The organism is Amycolatopsis sp. NPDC003861 (assembly GCF_053605405.1).
Genome location: NZ_JBSGJD010000051.1, coordinates 19,191 through 42,759, shown reverse-complemented (window position 1 = coordinate 42,759; position 23,569 = coordinate 19,191). Strand labels below are relative to the sequence as shown.

At 72.8% G+C, this 23,569-nt stretch carries 18 protein-coding genes; 6 read left to right on the top strand and 12 right to left on the bottom strand.

Annotated elements, in window-relative coordinates; genetic code table 11:
* Positions 1–79: 79 nt before the first annotated feature.
* Complete coding sequence (locus tag ACWEVN_RS15750; RefSeq protein WP_452051700.1) at positions 80–628, bottom strand: DinB family protein; 549 nt, start codon at positions 626–628, stop codon at positions 80–82.
* Positions 629–737: 109 nt separating this feature from the next.
* On the opposite strand from ACWEVN_RS15750, the gene guaA reads away from it, so the two are divergent.
* Complete coding sequence (guaA, locus tag ACWEVN_RS15745; RefSeq protein ID WP_449685131.1) at positions 738–2,294, top strand: glutamine-hydrolyzing GMP synthase; 1,557 nt, start codon at positions 738–740, stop codon at positions 2,292–2,294.
* 66 nt (positions 2,295–2,360) lie between these two features.
* Here guaA and ACWEVN_RS15740 read toward each other — a convergent pair whose 3' ends face one another.
* Both ACWEVN_RS15740 and ACWEVN_RS15735 read right to left on the bottom strand, forming a co-directional pair.
* Positions 2,361–2,603 (bottom strand): hypothetical protein, encoded by a 243-nt coding sequence (locus ACWEVN_RS15740; protein WP_310967560.1) that lies wholly within the window; start codon positions 2,601–2,603, stop codon positions 2,361–2,363.
* The gene (locus ACWEVN_RS15735) at positions 2,596–3,864 is read right to left on the bottom strand and encodes a PspC domain-containing protein (protein ID WP_452051699.1); all 1,269 of its coding nucleotides are present in this window, start codon (positions 3,862–3,864) and stop codon (positions 2,596–2,598) included. Before ACWEVN_RS15735 ends, ACWEVN_RS15740 begins: the two co-directional genes overlap by 8 nt.
* Positions 3,865–3,974: 110 nt before the next feature.
* Here ACWEVN_RS15735 and ACWEVN_RS15730 point away from each other — a divergent pair, with 110 nt between their 5' ends.
* Together ACWEVN_RS15730 and ACWEVN_RS15725 are read left to right on the top strand one after the other, a co-directional pair.
* Positions 3,975–5,279 carry a PspC domain-containing protein gene (locus ACWEVN_RS15730; protein WP_310968477.1) on the top strand — a complete coding sequence of 435 codons (1,305 nt, stop codon included), beginning with the start codon at positions 3,975–3,977 and terminating at the stop codon, positions 5,277–5,279.
* Between the two features lie 7 nt (positions 5,280–5,286).
* A complete protein-coding gene (locus ACWEVN_RS15725; RefSeq protein ID WP_086672798.1) occupies positions 5,287–5,967 on the top strand; it encodes a response regulator in 681 nt (226 codons plus the stop codon).
* A 4-nt stretch (positions 5,968–5,971) separates the two neighbouring features.
* On the opposite strand, the gene ACWEVN_RS15720 is transcribed toward ACWEVN_RS15725, so the two are convergent.
* Complete coding sequence (locus tag ACWEVN_RS15720) at positions 5,972–6,940, bottom strand: DMT family transporter (protein WP_310967556.1); 969 nt, start codon at positions 6,938–6,940, stop codon at positions 5,972–5,974.
* A gap of 103 nt (positions 6,941–7,043) precedes the next feature.
* Between ACWEVN_RS15720 and ACWEVN_RS15715 the strand changes: the two genes are divergently transcribed.
* Positions 7,044–7,946, top strand: a complete 903-nt coding sequence (locus ACWEVN_RS15715; RefSeq protein ID WP_449677473.1) for a LysR family transcriptional regulator — start codon at positions 7,044–7,046, stop codon at positions 7,944–7,946.
* Here ACWEVN_RS15715 and ACWEVN_RS15710 read toward each other — a convergent pair.
* From ACWEVN_RS15710 to ACWEVN_RS15680, 7 genes are all read right to left on the bottom strand, one after another.
* Positions 7,943–9,052 (bottom strand): protein kinase domain-containing protein, encoded by a 1,110-nt coding sequence (locus ACWEVN_RS15710; protein ID WP_452051698.1) that lies wholly within the window; start codon positions 9,050–9,052, stop codon positions 7,943–7,945. The genes ACWEVN_RS15715 and ACWEVN_RS15710 overlap by 4 nt on opposite strands.
* Positions 9,053–9,068: 16 nt before the next feature.
* A complete protein-coding gene (locus tag ACWEVN_RS15705; protein ID WP_452051697.1) occupies positions 9,069–10,697 on the bottom strand; it encodes a serine/threonine-protein kinase in 1,629 nt (542 codons plus the stop codon).
* 215 nt (positions 10,698–10,912) lie between these two features.
* The gene (locus ACWEVN_RS15700; protein WP_452051696.1) at positions 10,913–11,767 is read right to left on the bottom strand and encodes a hypothetical protein; all 855 of its coding nucleotides are present in this window, start codon (positions 11,765–11,767) and stop codon (positions 10,913–10,915) included.
* A gap of 260 nt (positions 11,768–12,027) precedes the next feature.
* Positions 12,028–13,074, bottom strand: coding sequence for a hypothetical protein (locus ACWEVN_RS15695; RefSeq protein WP_452051695.1), 1,047 nt, complete (start codon positions 13,072–13,074; stop codon positions 12,028–12,030).
* Between the two features lie 907 nt (positions 13,075–13,981).
* Complete coding sequence (locus ACWEVN_RS15690) at positions 13,982–14,296, bottom strand: hypothetical protein (RefSeq protein ID WP_310967544.1); 315 nt, start codon at positions 14,294–14,296, stop codon at positions 13,982–13,984.
* 64 nt (positions 14,297–14,360) lie between these two features.
* The gene (locus tag ACWEVN_RS15685; RefSeq protein WP_310967542.1) at positions 14,361–14,657 is read right to left on the bottom strand and encodes a chorismate mutase; all 297 of its coding nucleotides are present in this window, start codon (positions 14,655–14,657) and stop codon (positions 14,361–14,363) included.
* Between the two features lie 161 nt (positions 14,658–14,818).
* Positions 14,819–15,244 (bottom strand): DUF1707 SHOCT-like domain-containing protein, encoded by a 426-nt coding sequence (locus ACWEVN_RS15680; RefSeq protein ID WP_449685125.1) that lies wholly within the window; start codon positions 15,242–15,244, stop codon positions 14,819–14,821.
* Between the two features lie 149 nt (positions 15,245–15,393).
* Here ACWEVN_RS15680 and pcrA point away from each other — a divergent pair, with 149 nt between their 5' ends.
* Complete coding sequence (gene pcrA, locus ACWEVN_RS15675) at positions 15,394–17,808, top strand: DNA helicase PcrA (RefSeq protein WP_452051694.1); 2,415 nt, start codon at positions 15,394–15,396, stop codon at positions 17,806–17,808.
* Positions 17,809–18,834: 1,026 nt separating this feature from the next.
* Here the strand turns inward: pcrA and ACWEVN_RS15670 are convergent.
* On the bottom strand, positions 18,835–19,515 hold the full coding sequence (locus ACWEVN_RS15670) for a M23 family metallopeptidase (protein WP_449685132.1): 681 nt from the start codon (positions 19,513–19,515) through the stop codon (positions 18,835–18,837).
* Positions 19,516–21,153: 1,638 nt separating this feature from the next.
* On the opposite strand from ACWEVN_RS15670, the gene ACWEVN_RS15665 reads away from it, so the two are divergent.
* The gene (locus tag ACWEVN_RS15665; protein ID WP_452051693.1) at positions 21,154–22,662 is read left to right on the top strand and encodes a hypothetical protein; all 1,509 of its coding nucleotides are present in this window, start codon (positions 21,154–21,156) and stop codon (positions 22,660–22,662) included.
* The last annotated feature ends 907 nt before the right edge of the window (positions 22,663–23,569 follow it).

Genomic DNA, 23,569 nt, shown 5'->3' with positions numbered 1-23,569 from the left:
TGGCGTTGCGTCGTGTGCTGTTACGCTCGACCGGTGTGGCTTTTTGTTTGGATGTGCGCCTACCACCCCGCCTTACCACTCACGACCGGCTGCGGTAGAGGTCGCGCAGCAGGAGCACCTCGGCGCAGTGGTGGATCATCTCGCGGTGGATGTGCAGCACCAGCGTGGCCATCGGGTACTTCGCGTACGGGCCTTCCGCCGGTCCGCACGGCCGGGCCAGGGCCTCCTCGTCGAGCGATCGCACCCCGGCGACCCACTGTGCGTAGAGCTTCTCGAGCTCGGCGAGTGCCTCGGCGGCCGTCCCGGGGTAGGGGTAGGTGTCGTAGCCGATCGGTTCGCCGCCGAAGTGCGCCGCGATCCGCGCGCCGAGCACGCCGACCAGGATGTGGCCGAGCCGCCAGGCGATCGTCGTGACCGGCGGCGGTGTCGGCTCGGGGTAGGCCCAGTCGATGGTGAACGGGCCGGTCCCGGGCTCGTCGTCCGACTTGCGGGGCCGCACGGTCCAGCAGCCGGCGACCGGCTCCCAGAGGTACTCGTCGTCGGTGAGGCCCTCGAGCTTCGGGCGGGTGTGCACCGTCCAGTGGAAGTCGAGCTGGTCGGTCAGTTCCTTGGTCCAGTTCACAGCCATACCGGGCACCGTAGGCCCGATCGAGGACAGGGGCGGCCCTGAATCCCGGGTGACCGGGCCCACCTGGGACGATGGTGGGGAATCCCGCTTCTCGCCAGGAGGTCGCCAGGTGCCCAACCCCACCGGTCCGGTTCTCGTCGTGGACTTCGGGGCGCAGTACGCGCAGCTGATCGCCCGGCGCGTCCGCGAGGCACAGATCTACTCGGAGGTCGTGCCGCACAGCGCGTCCACCGAAGAGATCCTCGCGAAGAACCCCGCGGCCATCATCCTTTCCGGTGGTCCTTCGAGCGTGTACGCCGAAGGCGCGCCGGGCATGGACCCGAAGCTCACCGAAGCCGGCGTCCCGATGTTCGGCATCTGCTACGGCCACCAGCTGCTGGCCAGCGCGCTCGGCGGGGTCGTCGAGCCGACCGGCGTGCGCGAGTTCGGCCGCACCGAGGTCCGCGTCACCGGCGACGGCGGTGTCCTGCACGCCGGCCTGCCCGCGCACCAGCCCGCCTGGATGAGCCACAACGACAGCGTCACCAAGGCCCCGGAGGGCGCGGTCGTCACGGCGTCCTCCGACGGCGCCGCGGTCGCCGGCTTCGAAGACGTCGAGCGCCGCTTCGCCGGCGTCCAGTACCACCCGGAGGTCGCGCACTCGCCGCACGGCCAGGAGGTGCTGCGCCGGTTCCTGCACGACATCGCGGGCATCAAGCCGCAGTGGACGACGTCGTCGATCGTCGAGGAGCAGGTCCGGCGGATCAGCGACCAGATCGGTGACGGCCGGGCCATCTGCGGCCTGTCCGGCGGCGTCGACTCCGCGGTCGCGGCCGCGCTCGTCCAGCGCGCCATCGGGGACAGGCTGACCTGCGTGTTCGTCGACCACGGCCTGCTGCGGGCGGGGGAGCGCACCCAGGTCGAGCGCGACTTCGTCGCCGCCACCGGCGTCAACCTGGTGACCGTCGACGCGCGCGAGCGGTTCCTCGACGCGCTCGCCGGCGTCACCGACCCGGAGCAGAAGCGCAAGATCATCGGCCGCGAGTTCATCCGCGTCTTCGAGCAGGCCGAGCGCGACCTCAAGGCCCAGGGCGACTACAAGTTCCTGGTCCAGGGCACGCTGTACCCGGACGTCGTCGAGTCCGGCGGCGGCGAGGGCACCGCGAACATCAAGAGCCACCACAACGTCGGCGGCCTGCCGGACGACCTCGAGTTCGAGCTGGTCGAGCCGCTGCGGCTGCTGTTCAAGGACGAGGTCCGCCGGGTCGGCTCGGAGCTGGGCCTGCCCGAGACCATCGTGCAGCGCCAGCCGTTCCCCGGCCCCGGCCTGGGCATCCGCATCATCGGCGCGGTCGACCAGGAGCGCCTGGACACCCTGCGCGCGGCCGACCTGATCGCCCGCGAGGAGCTGACGGCGGCCGGGCTGGACCGCAGCATCTGGCAGTGCCCGGTGGTGCTGCTGGCCGACGTCCGCAGCGTCGGCGTCCAGGGCGACGGCCGGACCTACGGGCACCCGGTGGTGCTGCGGCCGGTGTCGTCGGAGGACGCGATGACCGCGGACTGGACGCGCCTGCCCTACGACGTCCTGGAGCGGATCTCCACGCGCATCACCAACGAGGTCGCGGAGGTCAACCGGGTGGTGCTGGACGTGACGTCCAAGCCGCCGGGCACCATCGAGTGGGAATGAGTCCACTGTAGACAAGGCTCGAGGCCCCGGCGTGGGATCCGGGGCCTCGAGGGTTTTCGGGGTGGGTCAGCGCCGCCGTTTGCTGCCGAACGACGCGCCGAGGAGCATCAGCCCCACGAACACCGCACCGCCGGCGATGACCCAGCGGAAGTCGAACGAGGGCAGCCAGCTCGCGCCGTCCGAGAGGACGTACGCCGACACCAGCAGCGTCGCGATCCCGAAGATCAGGGTGAAGACGTCCACGCCACCGCGCTTCGCGGGCTGGGTGTCGGCCGGGTTGTCGTAGGCGTAAGGGTTCTGGTCAGTCACGCCGCACCTCCACGTTGCCCACGCTGTTCGAAACCTTCAGGGTGATCTTCTGGCCGCCGACGCCGTCGGGGCCGTTGTCCGTGCCGGTCAGCGCGCCCTGGCTGATGCCGTCGGTCGAGCGGCCGAAGCAGGTCGCCTCGCCTGCACCGGTGTGGCAGTCGAAGGTGACGTCGGCGTTCGCCGGCACGATGACCGTGGTGTCGCCCGCGCCGTTCGACACGGTCGTCGAGTACGGCGCCCCTTCGGGCAGCTCGGTCAGGTCGAGCCGGATGTCGCCGGCCGCGTGCTGGTAGAGCGGCTGCAGCTCGGCCGGCGAGTGCGGGACCGGCGTGAGGTCGCCGACGCCGCCGCGGAGGTCGAAGTTCTTGAACGGCGAGGTCGTCAGGACCAGGCCGGCGATGGCCAGCGGGATGGCGAGCCCGATCAGGCCACGGCCGCCGCGGGCGAACGCGCCGGCGACCAGGCCGATCCCGACCACGCCGAGCACCAGGCCGACGATGTGCTGCGCGTCGAACCAGCCGGCACCGTTCAGGCCGGCCAGCACCCCGGCGCCGGCGGTCACCACGGCGAGCGCGAACGTCGCCGAGCCGACCTTCGACCGCGGTCGCCGGTCCGGCGCCGGGTAGGACGGCGACGGCGTGGGCTCCTGGACGGGCGGGGTCGCCTCGGGGAGGTCCCAGCCGGCCGGGTCGGCGGCGAGGGGGTCCCAGCCGCGCGCCGGCGTGGGCGCCTCGGCGGTGTCGGTCATGGTGAAGGCTCCGTTTCCGGTGAAGGCCGGGTACGACGTCCGCGCGGCGACCGGCGCGGGGCGGTTCAGGTGGCCGCGGCTGCGGTGCAGCAGGTAGAGAGCGGCGGCGATGAGCGCGCAGCTGATCAGCCCGCCGCCGTCGAACCACGACCCGGTGATCGAGCCCCCGGCGCTGACGACGGCGAGGACCATGAGCACGACGGCGAACGCGGGCGACACCGAAGACCGGCCGCGCCCGATCAGGCTCTCGAAGCCGGAGACCTCGTCGCTCTCGCCGGGCAGGAACAGCCACCCCAGCAGGTAGAAGGGAATCCCGAAGCCGCCGAAGATCGTCGTGACGACGAGGGCGATCCGCACGACGACGGGATCGATGCCGTACCGGTAGCCGATGGCGGCGGCCACCCCGGCCACCTTCCGCCCGGCGTGCGGCCGCCGGGGCCGGCTGACCCAAAAGTCCTTGACGGTTTCCTCGAAGCCGTTCAGGACCCCCGGCTTCTCACTCGCACCACTCATACCGAGAAGCATGCGGCACCCGGGTCGGCGGGACATCCGGGATGGTCCCTGAGGTTTCCCCTGGCTCACTGGATCAGGGGTTTCCCGGATGGAACCGCCTCCCCGTGCGTGTGACCATGGACGGCGTGCAGGAGTCCCTCGACCACGTTCCCGCCGAGCAGGCGATCACCACCACCGGCCCGGTCGCGCCCAAGATGTTCCGGCGCCGGTCCGGGCGGGCCATCGCCGGGGTCGCCGGTGGGCTCGCCGATCACCTCGGGGTGCCGGTCCTCTGGGTGCGGACGGCGTTCGCCCTGCTCGCCGCGCTCAACGGCGCCGGGCTGCTCGCCTACGGGCTCCTCTGGGTGTTCGTCCAGCAGCAGTCCGAGGAAGCCGCGGACGCGCCGAAGCCGAAGGAACGCCAGCAGGCGTTCGGCCTGATCGCGCTGGGGGTCGGCCTCGCCGTCGCCAGCGGGACGCTCACCGGGTTCATCAGCGGCTGGGTCGCGGTGCCACTGGCCGTCGCCATGATCGGTCTCGCGGTCGTCTGGCGGGAGGCCGACGAGTCGCAGCGCCGCCGCTGGCGGGTCGGGGCGAAGGACGGCTTCGCGGGCGCCTTCCTCGGTGGGGGCGGCTGGTCGGCCGCCATCCGGATCGTCGCCGGGGTCGCTTTGGTGATCACCGGCATCACCGTCGTCGTGCTGCGCAGCGGCACCCTGGACCAGGTCCAGTTCGCGCTGATCGCGGTCCTCGCCACGCTGATCGGCGTCGCCGTGCTGACCGTGCCGTTCTGGCTGCGGCTGGTCCGCGACCTCTCCGACGAGCGCAAGGCCCGCATCCGCACCGACGAGCGTGCCGAGATCGCCGCCCACCTGCACGACTCCGTGCTGCAGACGCTCGCGCTGATCCAGAAGCAGAGCGAGCAGCCCCGCGAGGTCGCCCGGCTGGCCCGCAGCCAGGAGCGCGAGCTGCGCGGCTGGCTCTACGGCCCGAACGGCTACGGCAAGCCGGCCGAGAAGGTCGAGGAAGCGACCGGCCAGCTGTCCGAAGCGCTCGCGACGGCGTGCGGCGAGGTCGAGGACACCTTCGCGATCTCGGTCGGCCAGGTCGTCGTCGGCGACGCCGAACTGGACGAATCCCTGGTCGCGCTGGTCCAGGCCGCGCGCGAGGCGATCGTCAACGCGGCCAAGCACGCCGGCGTGGACGAGGTGAGCGTGTACGCCGAGGTCGAGCCGACGTCGGTGACGGTGTTCGTCCGCGACCGCGGCAAGGGCTTCGACCCCGACCTCGTCCCGGACGACCGCCACGGCCTCGCCGACTCGATCCGCGGCCGGATGACCCGCCACGGCGGCACGTGCAAGGTCCGGACGGCGCCGGGCGAGGGCACCGAGGTGCAGCTCGCCATGCCGGTGAAAGCGGGCAAGGGAGCGGCGTGAGGCGGCTATGCTCGACGACGTGACTGACACCCAGCGCGAACCGGTGAAGGTGTTCCTCGTCGACGACCACGCGCTGTTCCGCGCGGGGGTGCGCACCGAGCTCGACTCGATCACCGACGAGGTGCGCGTGGTCGGCGAGGCCGGTTCGGTGGCGGAGGCGGTGGCGGGCATCGCCCGCACGAAGCCCCAGGTGGTGCTCCTCGACGTCCACATGCCCGACGGCGGTGGCGCCGAGGTCCTGCGCCGGGTCCGCCCGGAGCTGCCGGACGTGGTGTTCCTGGCCCTGTCGGTGTCCGATGCGGCGGAGGACGTCATCGCGGTCATCCGGGCGGGCGCGCGCGGCTACGTGACGAAGACGATCTCGTCGAAGGAACTGGTCCGAGCGGTGGTCCGCGTCTCGGACGGCGACGCGGTGTTCTCGCCGCGCCTGGCCGGGTTCGTGCTGGACGCGTTCGCGGACCGCCCGGGTTCGGCGCCGATCAACGACCCAGAGCTGGACCTGCTGACGCCCCGCGAGCGCGACGTCCTGCGTCTGCTGGCGCGGGGTTACGCGTACAAGGAGATCGCGTCGGAGCTGTTCATCTCGGTGAAGACGGTGGAGACGCACGTTTCGAGCGTCCTGCGGAAGACCCAGCTTTCGAACCGCTACGAGCTTTCCCGCTGGGCCTCCGACCGCCGTCTCGTCTGAGGGGTCAGTCCGCGAGGGGAGCGAGCGGCCGCGACGCACGCCCGGTGGTGTCGTCACCAAGCTCATCCGCCTGGTCACCGGGCCCGGCCGCGACCACTCGCTCCGGCTTCTGCAGCCGCGTCAGCGCCACGCCGCCGAGCACGACCACCATCCCCGCGATCACCCGCAGGTGCAGCTGCTCGCCCAGGAACACCGCCCCGAGCAGCACCGAAACCACCGGCAGCAGATACCCGACCACCGAGGCCGCCACCGCGCCCTCGCTCGCCAGCAGCTGGTAGTTCAGCGCGAACGCGATCCCCGTCGAGCCGATGCCCAGCACCAGCACCGCCAGCAGCGGCCCGGTCGACACGTGCACCGGCGCGAACCCGCCCGCCGGCAGCGCGAGAACCAGCATCCCGCTGGCCAGGAGCATCTGCCCGGCCGAGATCGCATACGGCGAAGACGTCGAGGACGACAGGTACTTGCCCTCGTAGACGAACGCGAAGCCGTAGCTCGCCGCCGCCGCGAGGCACGCCAGGGCGCCCCAGCTCAACAGCCCCGACGCCTGCCACGGCGCGAAGATCAGCAGGATCCCGCCGAGACCCACGACCAGCCCCGCCAGCCGGGTCCCCGTCATCCGCGACGACGTCCCCATCAGCGGTGCCGCGAGCAGCACCCACAGCGGCGTCGTCGAGTTCAGGACGCCGGTGATGCCCGAATCGACCGTCGTCTCGCCGATCGCGAACAGCAGGAACGGCAGCGCGTTGTGGAAGAACGCCGCGACCGCCAGGTGGCCCCACGTCCGGCGGTCGCGCGGCAGCCGCGCCCGCTGCAGGCGGCACAGCACCAGCAGCATCGCGGCGCCGAGCACCAGCCGCGCCAGCACCAGCTGCACCGGCGAAAACATCCCCAGCCCCAGCTTGATCCAGAAGAAGCTCGAGCCCCACATCAGCGCCAGCGCACCGATCCTGAGCAGGGTCTTCGTCTCGCCCACCCCAGTCCTCCTTCGACAGCCGAGGCCAGCTTCGCCCGGGCCAGACGTAAGAACAAGCGAAATTAACTGCAGGAACACTTAAGCTGAGCTGTACGATCGGGGCATGCTCGACGTCCGCCGCATGCAGGTCCTCCGCGCCGTCATCACCAGCGGGTCGATCACGGCCGCGGCCCGCAACCTCGGCTACACGCCGTCCGCGATCAGCCAGCAGCTGTCCGCGCTGGAACGCGAAGCCGGCACCGAACTGCTCGAACGCGTCGGCCGCGGCGTCCGCCCGACGGCCGCGGGCGCGCTGCTGTCCGAGCACGCCGAGACGCTCAGCGCCGAGCTCGCCAAGGCCGAAGCCGCGCTCACCGAGCTCAAGGAGGGCCGCACCGGGCGCGTGGCCATCCGCTACTTCGCCACCGCCGGCGCGTCGCTCGTCCCGCCCGCCATCGCCGCCGTCCGCCGCGAGCACCCCGGGGTGCGCCTCGACCTCAAGCTGGTCGAGCTCGACGACCCGATCCTCGACGTCGAATCCGGCGACGCGGACGTGGCGATCACCGTCTTCCCCCGCAAGACCCCGCCCGCCAAGGGCATCGAGCTGGTGCACCTGCTCGACGACCCGTACCGGGCCGTGCTCCCGAAGGCCCACCCGCTCGCCCGCAAGCGCGTGCTGGACCTCACGGAGTTCGCCGAGGAGCCCTGGGTCGGCGTCGACGGCCTGCCCGGCATCTGCCGCGACATCCTGCAGGGCGCCTGCGCGTCCGCGGGTTTCGCCCCGAACATCGTGGTCGAGTCCGAGGACTACCAGACGGCGCAGGGGTTCGTCGCCGCCGGCATCGGCGTCGGCCTGATCCCCGAACTCGGGCTAGGCGCGCAGCATCCGGGCGTGGTCGTGCGCCGGATCCGCAACCCCGAGCCGGTCCGCGCGATCCACGCCGCGGTCGCTTCGCGCGCCTCGGGCCACCCGGCCGTCCGCACGCTGCTGGCCGCCATGCGCGCGGCGACCGCCAAGGTGGCCTAGACGAAGAACAGCTCGGTGACGAGGATGCCGACCAGCACCGCGGCGAGGATCGCGGCCACGGTGACCAGCGTCTTCTTCGACACCGGCAGGTTCCACGCCGGGGCCTGGGCCTGCTGGGGGCCACCCGGCACCGGCCGCGGCGCGTACTGCGTCGGCGGGGGCGCCACCGGCTGCATCCGCTGGGTCTCCTCCGCCCCGGCGTAGTGCGGCGCGGGGACCGGCATCTGCTGCTGGTACTGCGGCCCCGACGGCGGCATCGGCGGCCCCGCGGCCGCCAGGCCCGGGTTGAAGGGCGGCGGCGCGGGCGGAGGCGGCTGCATCCCGGGCGCGGTCGGCGGAATGAACGCCGTTTCGCGGCCTTCGGTGATCGCCTTCAGCGAGTGGACGGTGTCGGCCATCGTCGGCCGCGTGTCCGGGTCCGGGCGCAGCATCTTGCGCAGCGCTTCGGTCAGGACACCCGAGTTCTGCGGCGGGCGTTCGGACGACTGGCCGTCGTCCCCGAACGGTGGCACACCCTCCACGGCGGTGTAGAGCGTCGCGCCGAGGGAGAAGACGTCCGCCGCCGGCGTGCCCGGCAGCCCGCGCGCGACCTCGGGCGCCACGTACGCCGCGTGCGGCCCGCCGCCGCTGATGCCGATGTCGGTGAGCTTGACGCCGCCGTCGTCGGCCAGCAGCACGGTGCCCGGTTCGAGGGTGCGGTGCACGAACCCGGCGCCGTGGATGGCGGCGAGGGCGTTGCCGAGCTGGATGCCCAGCTGCGCCGCCTGGTCGGGGGTGAGCCGGCCGTGCTCGGCGAGGAACGTCGCCATGCTGCGCGACGGGATGTACTCCATCACCAGCCAGACGTCCTGGCCGTCCGGCAGCACGTCGAACACCTTGATCGCGCACGGGTGCTCGATCCGGGCGGCGTCCTTGCCTTCCTGCATGGCGGCGGCGCGCGCCTGCTCGGCGCGTTCGCCCGCGCCGACCGGCAGGTACATCCGCTTCATCGCGACGGTGCGGAACAGCCGCGTGTCGAACGCCAGCCACACGATGCCGGCGCGGCCGCGGCCGATCGGCTGGTCCAGCCGGAACCGGCCGCCGACGATGGTGCCTTCGGAACTCAACACATACCTCGGGCTGTCAGTTGTTACCGGTCGCGGGAGTCGATTCCGGCGGAGACGACGGTGGCGAGCTACTGGCAGACGACTCCGTCGGCGTCGTCGTCCTCGGCGTCGTCGACTTCGGGGTGGTGGTCGCCGGCTCGGTGTTCCGCGACGTCGTCGCCTTCTTCGACGACGAGGTCGACTCGGTCACCGGAGGCGGCACGTCGGCCGTGCTGACCTCGTCGGTCGAGGTCGGGGTCGGCGTCTCCGACGTCGCCACCGGCGACGGCTTGCTGCTGGACACCGGCGCGGCCGGCGCCTCCGGGTTGTTCGGGCTCAGCAGCCAGACGACGAGCGCGACCAGGCCCACGACCACGACTCCGCCGATGATCGCCGGGCGCTTCCAGGCGCCGGGCTTGCCCTCGTCGTCGTCGACCGGGCTCATCTGCGGACGGGACCGGACCGGGGGCGGCGGGGGCTCGTCGTCGTAATCGTCGTAGTCGTCCTCGTACCCGCCCTGCTCGTGCGGCGGCACCGGGACGGCGCGGGTGGCGGCCAGGCCGGGCGGGACGCCCCCGGCCGCGCGGTGGTCGTCCTCGTAGTGGTCGTACCCGTCGTAGTCGTCCTCCGGGTAACCGGTGGCCTCCGGGTAGTCGTCCTCGTCGTAGAACGGGACGGCCTGCGTCGGTGCCCCACCGCCGCCGCCGAGCAGCGTGCCCGAGTGCCCCGCGGGAATCTCGTCGAACATCTGCGTCGCGTTCGGGTCGGCGGCGGCTGCGGCCCCGAGGACGCCGGCGGACGGCGCCATCATGGTCTCGTCGGCCGGGCCGCCGAGCGGCGTCTCGCCGCGGGCGACGGCCGCGAGCAGCTCCTCGCACTCCTCGGCGGTCGGCCGGTGCTCGATCTCCGGGTGCAGCAGCACGGCCAGCACGCTGGCCAGCGGCCCGGACTGGCGGGGCGGGTTGATCTGTCCGGCCGCGACGGCGTGCAGCAGGCTCAGCGTGTTCTCGGACAGCCCGAACGGCGGCTGGCCCTCGCAGGCCGCGTAGAGCGTCGAGCCGAGGGAGAAGACGTCGGACTCCGGCCCCGGCTCGCCGCCGATGGCGACCTCGGGGGCCAGGTAGGCGGGGGTGCCGGCGATCATCCCGGTCTTGGTGACCGTGACGTCGTCCTTGGCGCGGGAGATGCCGAAGTCGGTGATCTTCACGACGCCGTTGCCGCCGAGCAGGATGTTGCCCGGCTTGATGTCGCGGTGCACGATGCCGACCGCGTGCGCCTCGCGCAGCGCCGCGGCGACCTGGGCGCCGATGCGCGCCACCTCGGTCGGCGGCAGCGTGCGGCGCTCCTGCAGCACGGCGGCCAGGCTGGTGGAGTTGAGGTACTCCATGATCAGGCACGGCTGCCCGTTGTCGTCGGTGACGACGTCGAACACGGAGATCGCGTTGGGGTGGTGCAGCCGGGCCGCGATCCGGCCCTCGCGCATCGTCCGCTGGCGGGCGTCCTCGGCGTCGTGCTGGTCCAGGTGCGGCTGGAGCAGGAGCTGCTTGATGGCCACGGTGCGGCCCAGGACCTCGTCGTGCGCCTGCCAGACGGCCCCCATCGCGCCCGTGCCGATCCGGCCGACGATGCGGTATCGATCGGCGACCAGACGACCCTCGTCGCTCACGCGACCTCCCTTTGGGCTCCGGCTTCACCAGGGCGTGCGGATCGGTGCCTGGTGACGCGGCCACGAGCACGCCGCTTCGCTGGAGCGTATGCACATGTCGTGGGCTCTGAGCCGGTTTTTCCGAGACCGGCCCGTGACAAGGCTAGGCGCTCACTCTGCGCACACGAATCCGGCACGGGCACTTGAACCAGGGGTGAAGGGGTGATCGCCGTGGGCTACATGTACTGGGCCGAGACCAGCTCGGCTTCGGTGATCAGCCCACCGGTGTCGGCCACCCGGAACAGCTGGGTGACGCGCACCAGCGCGCCGTCCGGCCGGTGCAGCGTCGCGACCGCGAGGATCGAGCCGTCCGGCTGCATCTGCGTGTCGGCTTCCTGGACGTCGATGGCGTCCATCGCGCTCCAGGTGCGGACCAGCTCGCCGGCCGTGCCGTCGACCAGCGCCGGGCTCAGCAGCGCCAGCGCGCCGGCCGAGTCACGGGCGATCGCGGCGTAGAAGTCCTTGACGGCCTGGATCTTGCGGCTGGCGCTGCGCGCGTCGGCGGCCTTGTCCGGGACCGGGTCGGCCGCGGCCGGCGTGGGCTGGCTGCGCGGGGTGCCGTTCGCCGGCCGGGCGGACGGGGTGTCCTCGGCCTGCGACGTCGCGGGGCTGTGCCGTTCCGGCGCGCTGCCGCCGGCCTGGTGCTGCGGGACGGCGAGGCCGCCGAGCTCCGCGGCGCCGGTGAACCCGGCGGGCGTGGACTGGCCGCCGGACGGGGCGGCGGCGCGGTGCGAACTGGTCAGCATCGGCGCGGCGACCACGGCGCCGGCGACGAGCGCGCCCGCGGCGACCAGCCCGGTCAGCTTCGCGCGGCGCGCGAACCGGCTTTCCGGCTCGCCGGCCTCTTCGGCCTGCTCCGGCTCGCGGACCGGCTCGGTCCGGGCGGGCAGGAACCGCTGCGGGTCGCGGAAGACCTGCTCCAGGTGGTCGCGGTCGGCGTCGGCGACACCGTCCAGGATGTCGGCCGGGATGACGTCCTCGACGCGGACGGCGTGGGGTGACTCACGCCGTGTGCGCTGCCGATCAAGCACGAAAGTCCTCGCTCTGGGTTCCGGTGACGGGCACTCGGCCGTTCGGCCGGGCTCCCGTTGGTCCGGTCGGCCGACTCGTGGCCGGTTTCCGGATTCGTTGTCGTCAGGTAACCCTGTGCGGACGGCGACCACCAGGCTCTGTCGCCGGAATGCCGTCGCGATACGACGAGCGGCAGCTTATGTCACCCACCCGGACCAGGCATAACCGCTCGGCGCACCGCACGTGCATCAGAACGGGCGAACCGCACGTGCAGGTTCGGCTACTGGCCGTCAGCGGTGATCTTGTCGCCGTCGCCGAAGGTCAGCGTGCGTTCCTCGACCGTCTTGGTCCCGTCGGTGTGGGTGACCTCGACGGTGTTCACGGTGACGCCGCGCTGCTGGTCGATGCTGACCTTCTTGACTTCGAAGTAGGCGATGCCGGCGTACCGGTCGGCGAGCGCCTGCGGCCCCTGGTCGTGCAGCCGGCCGGTGGTCACCGACGACGCCGCGGCCGGGTCGGTGGTGACGGTGTTGAAGAACTTCTCCGAGTTGTCCCCCATGGTCTGGGCGTCCGGCGGGAAGGAGTACCACCACGGCGGCTTGACCGGCGTCTCGCGCTGGGCGGGCGTGACCGGCGGCTTCCGCGGCGTCGCGCTGGGGAGGGCGGGACCGGTGGTCGAGGTGCCGGGGGAGGCGGTGCCGGCGTCGGCCGGGGCAGTGGCGTCGTCGACCGGCCCGCCACCCCCGCCGCTCTGGGTCTTCCCGCTTTCCGGCGGCGCGGCGCTCTCCGGCCCGGCCCCGGATCCGCCCTCCGTGGGCGGCCGGTGTTCCCCGGTGGGGTCGGCGATCGTCGGAACGCCCTGGTAGCCCGGCCAGGCCCCCTGCACGGCCTGGTCCACCGGCGGCTTCCCGACGAGGAAGGACCCGGCGCACAGCAGCCCGACGACCACGGCACCGGACGCGCCGGTGGCGAACCAGGCCGCCTTCCGCCAGGTCTTCGGCGGGGTCACGGAGGCGGGCACGGACCCGATGGTGAAGCCGCCGAGGCCGTCGATGGGAGGAGCGGAGTAGACCCGGACGTCGTCTTCATCGAGGTCGACGCACCGGGGAGCGGGAGCGGCCAGCGAGACGCGCGTCCGCCGCGCGACCTGCTCGGCATGGGTCTCGGCGACCGGCGTTTCGTCCGGCTCGCTGTCATCGAGGTCGTCGGGCTCGTCGATCGGGAGACTCCCGTGCGCGGCCGGGAAGAGCGAAGCGGCGGGCCGCCGGTCACGCGGCTGCGGAAGGGGCAGCAGCCCGGAAACGGGCGCATCGGGCTCGTCGGTCACGCCCCGAAAAGGGCGGCTGTCCACCTCCGGCCCGGCCAGCCTTCCGGAGAAGCCGGAGACAGAGGTCTCGCCGGGGTATTGGTGGCAGCGCCCACCCGGAGCTTGGTGCGGCAGGGAATAGGCCTCGCCGGACCCGGATGAGAAGCCGGGCTGCGGCAACTGGTAGGCCCCGCTCTCGGGCACCTCGCCGGGACGGCACCGCAAGCCGGGCTGTGGCAATCGGTAGGCCCCGCTCTCGGGCACCTCGCCGGGCCGGCACCGCAAGCCGTTTTCAGGTGGCCGCAACGCATAGGCGCCACCCTCGGAAGCCTCGCCGGGCCTGTACCGAAGGCTTGGCTGCGGCAATCCGTAGGCCCTGCTCTCGGGCGCCATGCCGGGCTCGGGCGGCCGCAACCCGTAGGCCCCGCCCGCCGGCGCGTGCCGCAACCCCGGCTCCGGCGCACCGGCCGCGTGGTGCCGCACGGGGCGGTGCTGCGGCAGCGGCGGCGTCCAGCTCTCCGCGCCGCCGCTCCGGTGCCGCCCGGGATGAGCGGGCGCCGCACCGCGTCCGTGGAACTCCGTGCCTTGGCTCATGTGGGCTCGACCACCCGGCGGTGCGGTCCTGACGCCATCCGGCGGCACGACGACCCGATCGGAGCACCCTCACGCGCGGAATCCCGTTCGGAATACTGCGCAAATGCACGCGCACGCGACGGCAGGCGCGCGGGGCCGATGCCCCCGCGCGTCCCCCGGGCATCGCCCGACCCAGACGCAAGGGTCCTCACGACGTCAACCCTAGGAGCATCCGGTGGAGAAAGTCGCCCCCAAACCTGCAAGTTGCAGAGGTTTCACTCGGTCGGGCGCGACCGAACGGGCGATGGTGACGCTGCGAAGTTTCACGCAGCGCCATCGCCCCTGATCAGGGGTTTCAGCCTCCCGTGCGGTAACGGTCCCGCGTGGATTGCAGCGCCTTCGTCGCCACCACACCGCTACCCGCGGCGACGATGATCGCGAAGACGTCCAGCGTCGGTCCCCCGGCCGTGAGCAACCAGGCGAACAGCGAGGCCGCGGTGGTACCGCCGGCAACGGCCCACCTGCTCTTGACGTACTGCGCGACCGGAGTGCCCCCGGCCCGCTTACCCGCCGCGTTGTTGAGCAACGCCAAATACCCCACATGGCCCAGCGCGGCCAGCACGCTCGCGAGCGCGACGATGACGGCGATGAGGTTCACGAGCCAGTCCATGGCTCCAGTCTGCCCGCACGGGGGCCGCCGGTGCCTCGGGGAAGTCCCCGAATTCGGGCAACCGTTACCGGCCGAGCCGCCCGCGGCCCAGGTTCAGCAGCGCCATGGCCAGCTGCCGGCCGTCCGGGCCGAGCTCGCGGTAGCGCGCGAGCACGTCCATCTCGCGGTTGTAGACGATGCGCGTGCCCCCCGCGGCCATCCGCGCGGCCCCGATCGTCTTGGACACCTCGACCCGGCGTTTGACCAGCCGCAGGATCTCCTTGTCCAGGTGGTCGATCTCCTGCCGGAGCGCCGCGATGTCGTCGCCGGCGGGGGTGTGTTCGGCGGGCTGGCCGTCGGCGTTCGTCGCGTGTGCGTTCATCGGGACCTCTTCCTCGAGACCCGGACCCGGCCCCGAGACGGCGACAGCCCCGGGGTCCGTGGACTCCGGGGCTGGCGTGATGGCGGTTCGGGCACTACGCGATCACGGGAGCCGGAGTCCGGGTCCCGTAAAAAAATCGCTCCGCGTGGTGCCGCATGAGATCAGTATGGCACAGCGGTGTGCGGCCGCTCCCGCACCGAGCGCACCCGGGCGTGCACCAGGAGGCTCACCCCGAGCCAGAAGAGCGGGAAGGCCGGCCAGAAGAACCCGGCGCCCAGCAGGACCCAGCGGATGATCACGAGCGCGGCGATCAGGGCGACGACGGCGACGTGGACGCGCAGCGCGGGGTGCCGCCGCAGCGCGGCCCGGCTCAACGGGAAACCGGGCGGGGGCGGCGCCGGCCGCGGCAGGTCGGCGGTCAGCGCGGCGAGTTCGTCGGTGAACCGCGCGGCGTAGACGCGGCTGAGGCGCTCTTCGACCTCGTCGAGGGTGAGCCGGCCTTCGGAACCGGCGGTCTGGACGGTGGTGGCGACGCGTTCGCGATCGGCGTCGGCGGCCCGGATCCGGGCGGAGCTGGTGTCTTCCATGTCCACCGATGCTCCGCGCGCGGGGGCCGCGGCGCGTCGGACGCCGGGCGACACCCGGCGGTACGCCCGCCGCCGTACGGGAACCGCGCCCGGACACACCCGACGACTTTGCCGGACCGGCACCCACCCGGGGTAGCGTGGACGCCACGATGGACACCCTCTTCGATCTCCCCGCCGCGACCCCTGTGCGCAAGCCCGCCGCCGGCGGGCAGGCCGAGCTGCTCGACGACCTCAACCCCGCCCAGCGCGAAGCCGTCACCCACGCCGGTGGCCCGCTGCTGGTGGTGGCGGGTGCGGGATCGGGCAAGACCCGGGTGCTGACCCGCCGGATCGCCTACCTGCTCGGGCAGCGCCGCGTGCACCCCGGCGAAATCATGGCGATCACGTTCACCAACAAGGCCGCCGCCGAGATGCGCGAGCGCGTCGCCGCCCTCGTCGGGCGCCGCGCGAACGCCATGTGGGTGTCGACGTTCCACTCGATGTGCGTGCGGATCCTGCGCCGTGAAGCCAAAACGCTGGACATGTCGTCGAGCTTCTCCATCTACGACTCCGACGACACCAAGCGGCTGATCACCCTGGTGGCCCGGGACCTCGACATCGACCCGAAGCGCTACGCCGCCCGCACGCTCGCCGTGCACATCTCGAACCTGAAGAACGAGCTGACCGACCCGGAGACCGCGGCGGCGAACGCGGGCAACGACCTCGAGCGCCGCGTCGCCGAGGTCTACGGCGAGTACCAGCGGCGGCTCAACCAGGCCAACGCCTTCGACTTCGACGACCTCATCATGCGCACGGTGTCGCTGCTGCAGGCCTTCCCGGACGTCGCCGAGTACTACCGGCGGCGCTTCCGCCACGTGCTGGTCGACGAGTACCAGGACACGAACCACGCGCAGTACACGCTGGTCCGCGAGCTGGCCGGGACGGCGCCGAACGAAGCCGGTGTCGAGCCGGCCGAGCTGGTCGTCGTCGGTGACGCGGACCAGTCGATCTACGCCTTCCGCGGCGCGACGATCCGGAACATCGAGGAGTTCGAGCGGGACTTCCCGAACGCGCACACCATCCTGCTGGAGCAGAACTACCGCTCCACGCAGACGATCCTGTCCGCGGCCAACGCCGTCATCGAGCGGAACCCGAACCGCCGCGCCAAGCGGCTGTGGACGGATTCGGGCGACGGCGAGAAGATCGTCGGCTACGTCGCGGACAACGACCACGACGAGGCCGCGTTCGTCGCGGGCGAAATCGACGCGCTGGCGGAGAAGGGCGAAGCCGACTACTCCGACGTCGCCGTCTTCTACCGCACCAACAACCAGTCCCGCGTCTTCGAAGAGATCTTCATCCGGCTCGGCCTGCCGTACAAGGTCGTCGGCGGCGTGCGGTTCTACGAGCGGCGCGAAGTCCGCGACATGATCGCTTACCTGCGCGTGCTGGCGAACCCGGAGGACACGGTCAGCCTGCGGCGCGTGCTGAACGTGCCCAAGCGCGGCATCGGCGACCGCGCCGAAGCCGTCGTGGCGACGCACGCCGAGCGCGAGCGGATCTCGTTCGCGCAGGCGCTGCGGGACGCCGTCGAAGGCAAGGTGCCGCTGCTGAACCCGCGCTCGGTGAAGGCGATCGGCGGGTTCGTCGCCATGCTCGACGAGCTGGGGACGCTGGTTTCGGACGGCGCCGAGGTGCACGACGTCCTGGAAGCCGTGCTGGACAAGACCGGCTACCGCGTCGAGCTCGAGGAGTCGGAAGACCCGCAGGACCACACGCGGGTGGAGAACCTGGACGAGCTCGTCACCGTGGCCCGGGAGTTCACCGAGATCACCGCCGAGGTGGTCGCGGACGAGAACGCCGAGCTGGTCGTCGAAGAAGGCGTTCCGGCGCCGGGCTCGCTGCCGGCGTTCCTCGAGCGCGTGTCGCTGGTCGCGGACGCGGATTCGGTGCCTTCGCCCGACGGCGGCGAGGAAGGCGACGGCGGCGCGGGCGTGGTCACGCTGATGACTGTGCACACCGCGAAGGGCCTGGAGTACCCGGTGGTGTTCTGCACCGGCTGGGAGGACGGCGTCTTCCCGCACATGCGCGCGCTGGGCGACCCGACGGAGCTGGCCGAGGAACGGCGGCTCGCGTACGTCGCGATCACGCGGGCCAGGAAGCGGCTGTACGTCTCGCGCGCGATCACGCGCTCGGCGTGGGGCCAGCCGTCGATGAACCCGGCGTCGCGGTTCCTCGACGAGCTGCCGCCGGACCTGGTCGACTGGCGGCGGCTGGAGCCGTCGAGCAGCGGCTTCGGCTCGTTCGGTTCCGGTTCCCGCGGCACCCCGCGGGCGGCGACCACCTGGGGCGGCCGGCGGACTTCGTCGCCGTCTTCGTCGGGAACGCCGTCGTTCGGCAAGGGCTGGAAGGACACGGTGGCGCTGAAGCTGGACGTCGGCGACCGCGTCAGCCACGACAAGTACGGCCTCGGCACGGTGATCTCCTGCGACGGCGTGGGCCCCCGCGCGACGGCCACGATCGACTTCGGCCAGGCGGGCAAGGTCCGTCTGATGCTCATCGGCAGCGTCCCGATGGTGAAGCTCTAGCCCGGCCGCCACTCGTCCGAGTGATTCCGGCGGCGATCTCCTCGATCGCCGCCGGAATCGTCGTACCCGCCCGGTACAACTGACCCCGTCATCGAACAAAGGTTCGACGGAGGGAGTAGCGTGGTGTGGACGCGGTGCTGTTTGGTCTTCTGGCCGAAGGGGTACAGAAATACCTGCGAGGAGTCCTGGGGTCGACGGTTCCGGATCGGGGTCGGGAGCCTTCGGGGGCTTCAGGAAATCCTTCGCCTGCGGGAGCGGAGGCGTGCCGGCTGGCCGCCGCCTGGCGAGCGTTGCTCAGGCAGCACGAGCTCGGCGCGGACGGGCGTTGTGTCACCTGCGGCCGGGGACGCCGCTGGACGACCAGGGCCCGGAGTGCCGCGCGTGTCCGCTCCGCGGGGGGCGCAGGGGGAGTTGTGCCCTGGGGCTGGCTGCCGGTCCGCCGCCCGGCGGAGCTGTGCACGGTGTGGCAGATCGCGGTGGCGTACTTCATCCGCCGTTCACCGGGTGGACAGCGGTAGGTCGTTTCGGGCGCTGAGACGCCTGTGGACGGCGTTTGACGGCCCGGGAGTGGTTCGGGTCGTCTCGCGGCTCTCGGCTCGATCTGGCGCGCTTCTGGCGATGCGTGTGATCGGCAGCGGCCTCGACGGCTTCCGCGCGGCTTGTGCCCGCGGGGATGCGGTCTCGCCGGAATCGCTTGGCGCGGCCCGCACCCGTGGAGATGTGCCCTCGCCGGAACCGCTTGGTGCGGCCCGTGTTCGCGACGAAGCGCCCTCGCCGAACCAGCGCGTTGCCATCCGGCTTTCACCCGCTGGCCAAGACTTACCCGATCCGGGCGTTTGTGTTTGGCCCTTAGCGGTGAACCCTGATCTCGTGACCGGTTCCAGCACCCGAGCGGCTCGGCGGAGCGCGTGCCTTGAGCGCCCTTCGCCGGGTGCGCCCGCCTGCGCTGTCCCGGCCGGAGCGAACGCTCGCTCTACGGCCGGGGTCCCGCTGCTGGTGCCTGCTCCCGCGAAGGGAGCGAACGGATCAGAGAACGATGCCGCGCGCGGCCAGCCAGGGCCGGGGGTCGATCTTCTTGGTGCCGTTCTGCCACACCTCGAAGTGCAGGTGCGGGCCGGTGCTCTGGCCGCGGTTGCCGATCTCGGCGATCTGCTGGCCGCACTTGACCTTCTGCCCCTCCTTGACGGAGAAGCTGTTCATGTGGCCGTAGACCTGGATCGTGCCGTCGTCGAGCTGGACCCGCACCCAGAGGCCGAAACCACTGGCCGGCCCGGCCTCGATCACGGTGCCGTCCGAGGCGGCGTAGATCGGGGTGCCGATCGAGTTGGCGATGTCGATGCCGAGGTGGCTCGTGCCCCACCGGGCACCGAAGCCCGAGGTGAAGGTGCCGTGCGCGGGCAGGCAGGTCTTCGGGCGAGCGGCTTCTTCGGCGGCCTTCTTGGCGGCGTCGGCTTCGCGCTGCTCGCGGGCCTGCGTGACAGAAGCGCTGTCAGCGAGCTTCGCGGCTTCGGCGGAGGCATCGACGGCGTGGCCGGTCGGCAGGAGTTCCGGGGCACCCCCGGAGCCCGCACCCCCCGCGGTCAGCGAAGCGCTGGCGTCCTGGCTGTTGGCCAGGGGGGTGACGGCGGTGTTCGAGTCGGTGACTGTCTTGAGGGTCGAGCCCGCAGCAGCGGCGGCGAACGCACCAGCCGCAACAGCGGCAACCACGACACGGCCGCGCAGGGCCGAAGAGGGCGGGGCGATGCGGTGCGCACCCCGGACACGGACGACCGCGCCTTCGAGCGCGTCCTTCAGTGCCGGGGAAGGAGCTTGGCCGCCGGGGGAGCGGTGTGAAGCCAAGACAGGGCCTTCCATCGTCGGGGAGCCGGGTCGAGGACTGCGGGCGGGGGAACCCGGTGAGCCAACCTCGGGGGTGGTTTGCTCGGCGTCCTACTTCGTGACCTGACTGTAATGGGGACCCCGGGACAGTAACGAAGGGGTACCGCTGTCGGCAAGACGTGCCCCCTCGGTCGGCCGATCGGGTGGAGTCGACACCCCGCTCACCTGTGGAGATCACCCAAAGTTAGAGGGGGTTTACGGCGTTCGGTGTGACTTGCCTTACAGGCTGAGAGGGTGGTGAAGACCCGCCAGAGGGCCCAACGGAGGTCTCGGAGGCCCCGAAGCCCGGAATAACGAATTGCAACGCGGGGTTGAAGCACCTTCGACGACTCGCGCCCGCCAACGGGTCCGCCGCGGTCCGAACTTGCTAGCGTCGCGGGCAATATGCCCCCACGCGCAGAGCCCCCCACCGGAAGCACCCCCGACCCCCGCCGAGAACCCCCGGCGCGAGGCAAGGGCGAAGCGGCCCAGAGCCCGCCCGACACCGGTCCAGCCGAGCCGAACCCGCATGCGGAAGGCCAGAGCGCCCCGCAGCCAGACGCCCCCACGCGCCCGGTTCCGGCCGCCGGCGAGCTGTCCAGCGCGCGAGAAAAATCTCCCGAATCCGACGCCCCGACGAGCCCCGTCCCCGCCGCGGCACGTATACCCGTCGTGCCCGAAAAATCCCCAAAGCCTCCGCGCGCCTCCGCCAAGCCCGCCTCACCCCCCGCCGGGGCCGGAAGTCCGGCGCGTCCCACCACCGGCAGAGCCGCAGCCGCCGAGTCCCCCACCGGCGCCGGCCGAGCCGGAAGCCCGGCGCACCCAACCCCCGGCGACCCCGCCACCCGGGTCGCCCGGGCCGGAAGCCCCACGCGCTCAGCCACCGGCGAAGCCGCATCCGGCGAGCCTGCCGCTGGGGCCGGAAGCCCCGCGCGCCCCACCTCCGGCAAAGCCGCATCCGGCGAGCCCGCCGCCCAGGCCGGCCGAGCCGGAAGTTCCGCGCGCCCCACCTCCGGCGAAGCCGCATCCGGCGAGTCTCCCGCCCGGGCCAGCCGAGCCGAAAACCCAGCGCGCCGCACCTCCGGCGAAGCCGCATCCGGCGAGCCCGCCGCCCAAGCCGGAAGCCCCGCGCGCCCCACCTCCGGCAAGGCCGCATCCGGCGAGCCCGCCGCCCAGGCCGGCCGAGCCGGAAACCCAGCGCACCCAGCCCCCGGCGAGCCCGCCGCCCAGGCCGGCCGAGCCGGAAGCCCCGCGCACCCGACCCCCGGCGAGCCCGCCGACCCCTGGGCCGACGAAACCCACCCCTCCACCGCCCTGAAAACCGCCCTCACCCTGGCCGCCCTCGGGGCCGTCGCCCTCACTGCCGCCGCGTTCGTCCCCGTCTCGCCCGCCGCCGCGCCCGGGTTCACCAGCTGGCCGTGGCTTGCCCTCCTCGCCATCGCTCCCGCGGCCGCCGCCGTCTGGTTCGCCGTCAAGAACAAGCCCGGCGTGGGCGGCGGCCTCGTCCTCGGCTTGGCCGCCCTCGCTCCCGGCCGGCTCGTCCTCGACCTCCAGTTCGCCGTCAACGGCCCCCTCACCATCCGGCCCGAGCTCTACCTGCCCGACCGGTTCCTCGGCAGCTCCGCCGTCGGCGCCGGCTTCTGGCTGCTCGTCGCCGGGCACCTCCTGACCGCGGCCGCCGGTGTCGGCGCCTGGCAGGCCCTCCGGAACCACGACGAACCCGAACGACGGCGCTGGCGGCTGCTCGTCCCGCTGCTCGCCGTCGTCGCCGGGGCCGGGCTGCTCACCGCGCCCGTCCACTCCGACAACGGTTTCCTCCTCGCCCGAGCCGCCTTCGAAGGCCCATGGCCCGCCCTCGGCGGCTACCTCCTCCTCGCCGCCGCCCTGCCGCTGGCCGCCGCGCTCGCCCTCGCCGCTCCGGCCGAGCAGGTCGCCCGGGGTGCGCTCGGCGGGCTCGCCGCCGGGGCCTTCGCCGTCGCCGCGCCGCCGGTTCTCGCCGGGCTCTTCCGCGCCGACCTGCACGTCACCTGGGGCCCCGCCCTCGCCCTCGTCGCGACGGCGATCATCGCCGGCCTCGCGGGCACGCGGCTCACCGAAAGCACCAAGAAGGCCGAGACCGGCGACGCCAAGCTCCCCGGCCTCTTCTGGTGGCGGCTCACCACCGGCGTCCTCGGCCTCGCCACCGCGGCCGCCGCGCTGATCGGCGCCTTCGCCCCGCAGGTCGCCGTCACGGCGCTGACCCCGGGCGCGGTCACGCCGGTCAGCGCCGCCGCGGACAGTCCCGCACGCTGGTTCTTGCTCGTCGCCGCCCTCGTGCTCGCCGTTCCCGCGGCGGGCGTGCTCGTCCCGAGAACCGCCGCGGTCGCGCGGCCGGTGCTCGGGGTCGCCTGGGCCGGAATCGTCCTGGCCGGCACGGCTGTCCTCAACACGGCCCTGACCGCCACCCAGGCCGGCAACCTCGCCGGCTTCGGGGGCACCGCCGCGCCCGTCTTTACCTACGACCTCGGCGCCGGCGCAGCCTGGACGTTCGCCGCGCTCGTGCTCGCAGCCCTGGCCGCACTAGCCGCCGCGGGAACCGGAGTCGTCGAACGCGAAGACGCGGGGCAAGGAACAACCCAGAGCAACGTCCTGACCCCGGTGGCGGCCGGCGCGATCCTGGCGGTCGCGGCGTTCGGACTGCCGGTCTTCGCCGTCCCCGGCTACGTCGCCGCGGGCTTGTGGTCCAACCTCGACACGCCATCGTGGGGCCTGCTGACGGCGGCCGCGGTGGTAGTCGGCGCCGCCGCACTCGCGACGCGATCCCGCCCAAAGCCCGCGGCCGCTTTGCTCGCGGGAGCGGCCGTGCTCACCGCGCTGCACGCCGCAGAGTTGCCGCTAGTCGGCGGCGCACTGGGCGGCGCCAGCCCGGCCACCGGCTTCTGGGTCGCGCTGGCCGCAACGGCCGCGCTCCTGCTCGCCGCCGGAATGGCCGCAGCCGGGGACCGCCGTGCACGCTGACGGGCCGAAGGCATCCAGCCCCCGGCCCCCAGCCGACGCCGCCCACCCGAACCCGCGGCCGCGCGACTCCATCCGCCCCGACCGCCCGCCAGGTAACGCCGCGCACCCAGACCGGTCGCGAGACGCCGCGCGCCCCGACGAGCCGCCGGGCGACTCCGCGCACCCCGACCGGCCCCGGGATGCCACCCACCCCGACCAGCCGCCGCCAGACGCGATGCATCCCGACCGGCCGCGGAGCGAAACCGCCCACCCGAACCCGCGGCCGCGCAACTCCAACCACCCGAACCCGCCGCCGGACTACGCCGCGCACCCCGGCCAGCCGCCTGGCGACGCTGCCCACCCCAACCGACCGCCGCGCGACTCCATCCACCCGAACCCGCCGCCGGGCTACGCCGCGCACCCCGGCCAGCCGTCTGGCGACGCTGCCCACCCCAACCGACCGCCGGGCGACGCTGCCCACCCCAACCGACCGCCGCGCGACTCCATCCACCCGAACCCGCCGCCGAGCGACGCCCCCCACCCCAACCACCCGCCGAGCGGCGCCACACCCCCCAACCAGCCGCCGACCGACACCGCACCCCGCGCACGCCTCCGCGTCCTGCTGGTCGAGTTCAAAAGACCCGACCCATCCGCCATCACGCTCGCCCGCACCCTCCGCGACGAAGGCATGGAAGTCATCCACGCCGGCCCCCTGGACACCCTCGACCAACTCCGCGCCACCGCCGACCAAGAGGACCCCGACGCCGTCGGCGTGCTCGGCGCAGGACCCCCGCCCGGGCTGGCCGAGGCCTTGAACGGCGTTCGGATCCTCCCCACCCAAGACCCCGAAAATGCCCTGGAATGGTTGCGCGGTGGGCGGTCTCACACCTCGGGAATACCGTCTGACCGCGGACGGTGACCGACTTCA